We start from the raw sequence: 7,206 nt of genomic DNA on the forward strand, positions 1-7,206 counted from the left end.
CGCAGGAAAATAAATTTAGAATTTTCTAATATTCAGGAACTTGTACGTCCACAAAGAGGACGTGTCCGTCGGGGAGACGTTTGCTGTAGGTGATCAAAAGAATAGCGTAGCTGATATCGTAGTATGGATTGCTGATGATCCATTCCGCTCTTGTGTCCTTCATCGACTTGTAGAATTGTTCGAGGAAATACGGTCTCCAACTCCAGTTTCTTCCGATAAAGGAATCGTCAGTATCCATCGATACTTCTCCGATTCTCATATAATTGGGAGAAACCTGACTTCCGGTAAGACTAGTGACGTAGATTCTAAAAACAAAATCGCTGAGAACACTCGGGTTCTGAATCTGTACTCCGTGAAGATCCCCTTCTTCGTGGACCGTGATCCCCGAAAGATTCAGCTTTTCCTCCAGATCCTTTTCTCTTTTGATCTGTTTCATCAACTGGTATCTTTTGTAATTAAAAAAGAGTTCGTGTAAAGTGGAGAATCTGAGTTTTAATTCTTCTTGTCCGATCATATCGGGAAGAGCTTCCGCAAAGTAGAAACCCTGTAAAAAACGGGCACTGTAGGTAAGAGATTGAAAGAGCTCCTTTTCGTTTTCGATCCCTTCAAATAGAAGAGAACAACCGAGAGATTCGGAAAGGCGCGAAATGGTAAAAAGAATTTCCTGAAAATTTCTGGATGTCACGGAATTCCGCAACATTTGAAGATCAACTTTCAAAATATCGGGATGGAAGATTCCGATTCGATCCAAATTGGAGGACCGGGAACCTAGATCATCAATCGCAACGAGAAAACCTTCCTTCTTGTAACGGGAGATCAGAGGTCGAAGACTTTCCAAACTTCCGTCGAAATGTTCCTCCACGATTTCGATCACAATTTTGGATGGATCCAAACCCAATTCTTTTACGAGACGGATCGTGTAAGAATCTTCGGCTTCTTCTTCGATATGATCCCTCATATAAGCCGGAGAAATATTCAAGAAAAGTTTTGCTTCCGGAAAGAGATGTTGTTTTTTGAGAAGATGTAAAATCGCCTTCTTTCGAAGATCCCGATCGACTTCCCGTTTGAGATTGTAAATTTCTTTCCGTTCCTGAGGATCCAAAACTCCCGTTTCTGCATCCAAAAAAAACGGACCGAGAGAATGAACATTTCCTGATTGATCCCTAAACCTTCCTAGAGTTTCATATCCGAAGATAGAATCCCTTTCCACGGAAAGGATCGGTTGAAAATAAGGAATGATCTCCCCGGACTGGAACCAATTATCCCATTCTACTTTCGTCTTCGGAAGCGTGCCAAGTGGCCTGATCATTCAGTTACACGTTTTTCGGAACTCCGATTCCTACAAGGAAAATCCGACCCGCATAGAAAAACATGAGTATTTTAACGAATCGTTTTTGCGTATTCGATTTTAAGAAGGGATTGTAACTTTGAAGCGCATATTGTATTTCACCTTCAGCATTCTGCTGATTTTATTCGGAATCTATTCGGCTTATGAATTGCGTTGGATTTCGGATGACGCGTTCATTTCCTTACGTTATGCGAAAAACCTAGCGGACGGAAAGGGTTTGGTTTTTAACGAAGGTGAAAAGGTAGAAGGATATACAAATTTTTTATGGACCCTCCTTCTCACCTTACCTCATTTTTTTGAAATGATCGATCCGATACCGGTCGCATATACGTTTGGAATTTTTTTCTTTTTGTGTATTTGTATCTATCTATTTAGATGGAATTTCAAAGAAACTTCCGGCTCTCTCCGTTTTCCATTTGCGCTTTCCTGTTTTATTCTTTTCTATCACAATCGTGTTTTTGCAACGGGTGGTCTCGAAACTTCACTACATTCCCTTTTGTTTTTGGCGGCCTCTTATCATTTGATCTTTGCAAGGCGAGTGACGTTTTATCATTGGCTCCCCGGAATCCTTTTTTCAGCTTTGACTTGTCTCAACCGTCCGGACGGACTTTTGTTTCACGGTTTGGCGGGAATTTATACGTTCTTAACTATATTCCAGGCCAATCGAAATTCCTTTTGGAAAAATGTGGTTTTCCAAAATTCTTTCCTACTTCTTATTTTTGCGTATGCGAGTCCTTCCCTATTCTACATTTGGAAATTAGAATATTATGGAAACCTGTTACCCAATACTTTTTACGCGAAATCCGGCGGTGATTTCTATCTCGAACAAGGGCTTGTTTACTTTCTTTTATTTTTAAAAATGTATTATGCCTTGGTCCCAATCCTAGGAATTTCCCTTTTTCTTTTTATCCGATCCTTACAGACCCAATTTCGAAAACCGGATCCAAGTCGCGATTATCGCTGGATCCTGCTCTTTTTATTTCCCGTCTTGTATTCCGCGTATTATACTTGGATCGGCGGTGATTTTATGTTTTCCCGATTCTACCTTCCGATTCTTCCCTTGCTTTTTGTTTGGGTGGAATCCGGTCTTTTCCGGGAAACCTTTGAAAATTCTTTCCTAAAAAAAATTCTGAATCTTTCGGTTTACGTTCTTCCTCTTTTAATTCTTCTTCGCTGGGATATTTACAAAGGGGAGCCTCTTCCCATTTTGTACAACATCGCCGATGAAAACAAAATTTACAAAAGGGAAACGACTGAAAAAATTAAAAATCGAATTCTACCGTGGAAGAAACACTTTGAAACTTCACGGATAAAAGTCGCCTTTGCCGGATCGGAATGTATCTTTATCTATTATCTCAATCCAATTTTGGCGATAGAAACGGAAGCGGGACTTACCGATCCCTTCATCGCTCGATTGGGATCGAAACAAAGGGGAAGAATCGGACACGAAAAAACTGTCCCTTTAGAATATCTAAAAAAAAGAAACATAGAACTTCTTCTTTTTACCAAAGCGGAGATTCAGAATTACGAGTTTGATTCTCTAAAGGTTGCGGACTTTGGTGTGACTTGGAAAATTCTGAACTATTCTCCTTCCACGATGAACGAGCTCGCAAAAATTACTTCCTTCTCCTTTTTGAATTTTGAAGAATATCTGGATCGATATCAAAAAACGTATCTCGGTCTTTCCCCGAAACTTCGAAAAGAGAAGTATCGTATTTTTGAGGAATACTACTTCCGAAATTCAAAAGATAAAAATAGACAGGATTGGTATCAAAAGAATCTGTGATTTTTGACAAAGCCGATCTCCAGCGATCTGGAGAATCTTGATTGCTAAAATCGGGGATCGAAGATAGTCTGCATTTATCTTCCTTTCATCGATCAGACAAAAACTTAAATGAGTCAGTTTCTCAATTTAAAAACTTTACCGCTCATCCTGCTCTGTTTTTGCTTCGGCTTTTTATTTTTTTTTGATCCTTCTAATCCGGCTCTTTCCAGAGACACCTTGGTGTTTTCCCTTTTCGTTTGGATCGTTTGTTTTGCGATCGCCTGGAAGAAAAAATTAAACCGAATTCATCCCTTCTTTTTTCTCGCCTGTCTTTTTCTCATAGGAATTTCTACGATCAACGGAATCAATCGAGCTCCTGTCGTTTACTTTCCGCAAAAATTAAATCTGAAACTTTTGTATGTCGCTGCGTTTTCGTTTTCCATTTTTTTATTTTTAAAAAACGTTTCTCCGATTTTTCTTTTTATTCACACGATCGCTTTTGCTTCTTCTCCTCCGCTTTTTTCCAGCATCAAATCGATTCCGGTTCTGATCTTTGTGCTCGCTTCCTTTTTGTACTTGGCTCCGAAACGGATCCGTTTTCAAAGAATCCACTGGATCCTCGCCTTCTTTTTTCTTTTGGCTTTGATTTCTTCGATCCTTTCTTACAAATCACAGGCAGGACTCTTACAACTTTCTCTGCTTCTTTCCGGGATTGGAATTTTCTTTCTCATCTCCTCGTATCCAAGTCGGGCGGTGAAAAAAGGCCTTCTTCTGATTCTTTCCTTTGATCTTCTCCTAAATACGGTGAATCTTTTCTCTGCGATTCATACGATGTGGCCTTTTTCCATCCTGGAGCCGCCGCTTTTGTTGACCTACGCGGGTTTTCCGGTTTCTGCCATTGCTGTCATTTCGGCGTTTTCAGCGCTCATCTTGTTTTACACAGCATTTCAATTTTCTTTGTATTCTTGGATTCTTATCCCCGCTGGAATTCTCTCGATCTATATTACGTTTTTAAATCATTCTAGGGCAAGTATTTTGGCTTTTTTTCTTGCGGGGATTTCTTTCCTGCTCCTTCGTCTGGGGAAGAAGACTTCTTTTCCGAAGGTGATTTTTCCCGCAGCTTTGGTACTTTTCTTAGTCGGATTCGGGATCTATTTTTTAACGGCGCGGGAATCGATCGCACACTATCTGAATCCGGAAACCCTTTGGATTCGTTTTTCTCTTTGGGCTTTCCATTTTCAATCGGTCTTTCAAAGCGCACCGGTCTTAGGTCTGGGTCCGGACGCGGATTCCCTTCTTGCACATCTTCCAGGTGTACAAGCTACGAACCTTGGTTATTCGGATTTTTATCTTTTTTTACATTCCTTTCGTTCTTATCCGCAGGCTCACAATCTTTACGTCGAGACATACACTAGTTTTGGAATTTTAGGATCGCTCGTATTTCTTGCGATCTCGGTTGAGTTTTCTTTTTATTCTTGGAGAATGTTGAAATCAGGAAGTCGAGCAGTGACAAACTTAGGACTGTTTCTTTCGAGTATTCTTGTTTTCGTGGCCTTTCACGAGTTCTTTGATTTTAACTTGGGAGAACAACACTTTCTGATACCGGTTGCGCTCTCCGCTTCTCTACTACGAATCAAAGATTCCTTTAAAAGTGAAGCGGTTCAAACTGAGAAAGGTATTTTTCGGTTGGCCTTCTATGCCGCGTTGATCGTTTTTGGTTTGGTTTGTTTTCAGTTGATTTGGGAACAAAGACTGAGAAACCTAATCCTCGCATCCGTTCAGAACGAAATTGAACTTGATAACTTCCTAATATACAAAGAGAAGAATCCTTCGGAAAATCGGAAAAAAAAATCGTATCCGACGGATGAAATTGTCAAAAATGAAAAATGGATTCGCTCCGAAGAAAGTCTTGTCTTAGCGTCTTTTATTCTTAGAAAAAAAAAGGAATACGAACCGCTCTCGATATCCTTGCTCGCCAGATGCATCCGTCAAAACCCGTATTCTTCCGTTTGCAGAAAGGAAAAAGCGGCTCTTCTTAGAAAAAACAATCCGAATTTGGATATACAAAAAGAAATCGAAGAAGCAAAAAAGACGGATCCCTTTCATATCATTTTTACGGAATAAAGCCCACGATGTTAAACCGACTGACTCAACGATCTGTTCGTTATTCGTTCTATTTGCTTATTTTTGGATTTCTAATATTCAATCGTTCTAAATTGGATCGTCTAATGCCTTTTGTTTCAAGCGATTCCGAAATCAAATACTATCAGACGATCGCATTTGCCCAAAACGGATTGGGGGCGGTTTCAAAATCCGAATGCACTTACCCGGGAAAAAACCTCGACCCCGAATTTCGTTTTTTTCCCTTCGATTATCCCTGGGCATTTCTGAATGTAAGTTCGAAAGGTTACTGTTTATTTCAATATCCTCCGCTTTTTGCCTTGTTAAACGGCCTCCCTGCTTATTTTTTCGGCCCGAAGATCATTCCTTTTTTACCACTTCTTTCTCTCCTCTTCAGTATGATCGTTTTCGACCTTATACTCTCCCTTTATATAAAGCCGACCTGGGTGATTTTGATCGGAACCTTGATACCGTTCGGACTCAGTTTCCCGGTGCTTTCCTCCGTGGAATTTTCCGAGGTTCCGTTCAACAACCTACTCCTTCTTTCTTTTGGTTTTTTTACGATCAAATCTCTTTTTAGAAATACGATCGTAGAAGAAACATACGAAGAACATTCTAATTTTAGAATATTTTCTTGTGTTTCCGGAGTTCTCGCGGTGACTTCATTTTTTCTAAGGACGGAATCCGCATTTCCGATTTTTCTTTTCGGACTTCTTTCTTTTTTTCAAAAGGAAACCAAAAAGAACCTTATTGAATACTTATTCTTTGCGGTGATCGGCGCAGCCTTTGCCTTTGTTTCGATCGGACTTTTGAACTTTATATACTCCGGACATCCGATGGGAATTCGATTTCTCGTAAGTTCGGGAGACGCGGTCCGTCAATTTTCCTTCTCCAAACAAGTATCGATTTTTCAAGGTTATCTTTTCGGAGACGAATCAAAGACAGGATTCTTAAAAGCTTCTCCGTATGCAATTTTGATCTTAGGAATTCTATCCAATCTCATTCGTAAGAAAAAATTGTCCGGAGAATCGATACTGGGAATCGTAGGACTCGGAACCATTTTTTCGATCTCGTTTTTCAGTCCTTATACGGCGGGCGTTCATCACTTTGGTTTGCGCTATTTGGAGTCCGGCTTTATCTTTCTTTCAGCGGGAATTCTTATCTTTTTGTATCGGAGAATTACGGAATTTCCAAAAGCAGGGATCATTCTCCTTCTTTTGGCCGTTTCCAGTTTGTATTACAATTATAAATTTACCAGAGAAGGATTTAAAATTCTTTTTGGAGCCATTGCACCTTACAATGAAATTCAAGCCGAATTTCAAAAAAGAAAGATCATCGTCCACAAAGGACAATTCACCAACTATCTCATCGGCTATTCTTATCTTACCGCCATCCACCTTTCGGTAACGGCTTCAAAGGACGCGATGGAGTTGGAAGAAATATTAAAAAATCAGAATATAGAATCCTATTCCATCTTAGAATATGATCTCGAGCCGCCCAAGGATCCGAATCTGCCGGAAAAACAATTTTTAGAAAAGATCGCTGTTCGTTTCCCGGATCCGAATCGATTCTACATTCTAAAAGAGCAAAAGAAAGTTTTGAATTTCACCCTCAAAACCTATTCTCTACGATAGAATTTTAAATTTTAGAGTTCTCTGTTCGAAACAAAGACCTGAGGACCTTTAAAACCATTCCCTCATCAAATTCGTCATTCTTTTTTGCACAAGAATCTGCGATCGTGATCTGAAGTTTACACAAAAAAGTTAGAGTTTTGGTTAGTTTTCACTTTCGTTTTCTTGACTGCGTCAAGAACCAAAAACTTACGCGTCCGCGTGTTTGCATCTCATCGCCGTTCGCGCGATATTTCTTGACTGCGTCAAGAACCAAAAACTTACGCGTCCGCGTGTTTGCATCTCATCGCCGTTCGCGCGATATTTCTTGACTGCGTCAAGAACCAAAAACTTACGCGTCC

Annotated in this window: 4 protein-coding genes; 3 read left to right on the forward strand and 1 reads right to left on the reverse strand. The window is 40.0% G+C overall.

The window, feature by feature from the left end:
• Positions 1–25: 25 nt before the first annotated feature.
• The gene (locus JWG45_RS16810) at positions 26–1,309 is read right to left on the reverse strand and encodes an EAL domain-containing protein (RefSeq protein ID WP_205280773.1); all 1,284 of its coding nucleotides are present in this window, start codon (positions 1,307–1,309) and stop codon (positions 26–28) included.
• Between the two features lie 118 nt (positions 1,310–1,427).
• On the opposite strand from JWG45_RS16810, the gene JWG45_RS16815 reads away from it, so the two are divergent.
• The 3 genes from JWG45_RS16815 (at position 1,428) to JWG45_RS16825 (ending at position 6,868) form a co-directional block, all read left to right on the forward strand.
• Positions 1,428–3,134, forward strand: a complete 1,707-nt coding sequence (locus JWG45_RS16815) for a hypothetical protein (protein WP_205280774.1) — start codon at positions 1,428–1,430, stop codon at positions 3,132–3,134.
• Between the two features lie 108 nt (positions 3,135–3,242).
• The gene (locus JWG45_RS16820; RefSeq protein WP_205280775.1) at positions 3,243–5,237 is read left to right on the forward strand and encodes an O-antigen ligase family protein; all 1,995 of its coding nucleotides are present in this window, start codon (positions 3,243–3,245) and stop codon (positions 5,235–5,237) included.
• 8 nt (positions 5,238–5,245) lie between these two features.
• A complete protein-coding gene (locus JWG45_RS16825; RefSeq protein ID WP_205280776.1) occupies positions 5,246–6,868 on the forward strand; it encodes an LA_3751/LA_3752 family putative glycosyltransferase in 1,623 nt (540 codons plus the stop codon).
• Positions 6,869–7,206 lie beyond the last annotated feature (338 nt).

Origin of the sequence: Leptospira ainlahdjerensis, from assembly GCF_016919175.1 — a bacterium.
In the GTDB taxonomy this organism is placed as follows: Bacteria; Spirochaetota; Leptospiria; order Leptospirales; family Leptospiraceae; genus Leptospira; species Leptospira ainlahdjerensis.

What these genes read in the sequence shown, in the direction of transcription:
- JWG45_RS16810 (WP_205280773.1), bottom strand. Translation starts at nt 1,309, where the DNA reads ATGATCAGGCCACTTGGCACGCTTCCGAAGACGAAAGTAGAATGGGAT.
- JWG45_RS16820 (WP_205280775.1), top strand. Translation starts at nt 3,243, where the DNA reads ATGAGTCAGTTTCTCAATTTAAAAACTTTACCGCTCATCCTGCTCTGT.
- JWG45_RS16825 (WP_205280776.1), top strand. Translation starts at nt 5,246, where the DNA reads ATGTTAAACCGACTGACTCAACGATCTGTTCGTTATTCGTTCTATTTG.